Genomic DNA, 231 nt, shown 5'->3' with positions numbered 1-231 from the left:
GGCCTGCGAGGCCGGCGGGCGCCTGCGCCTCGTGCCGGGCCGGTTCGGGGATCTCGCCGCGCTGCTCACCGAGGCCGGCGACAGCCACGTCGACCAAGTCGTGCTCGATATCGGCGTCTCGTCGATGCAGCTCGACGTCCCGGAGCGGGGCTTCTCGGTCCGCACCGACGGCCCCCTCGACATGCGGATGGGCAATGACGGCCCCAGCGCCGCGGACCTCGTGAACGAGGC

The 231-nt window shown here is 73.6% G+C and carries 1 protein-coding gene; it reads left to right on the top strand.

Going from position 1 to position 231, the window contains the following annotated elements; all coding sequences use genetic code 11:
* Positions 1-231: 16S rRNA (cytosine(1402)-N(4))-methyltransferase (gene mraW / locus AC0IY0_RS29135; RefSeq protein WP_471766524.1), on the top strand; the 231-nt coding region annotated here is incomplete at both ends.

Source organism: Methylobacterium sp. AC315 (genome assembly GCF_979253755.1).
The sequence above is the reverse complement of the archived record's forward strand: the minus strand, read 5'-3'. Positions and strand labels throughout refer to the sequence as shown.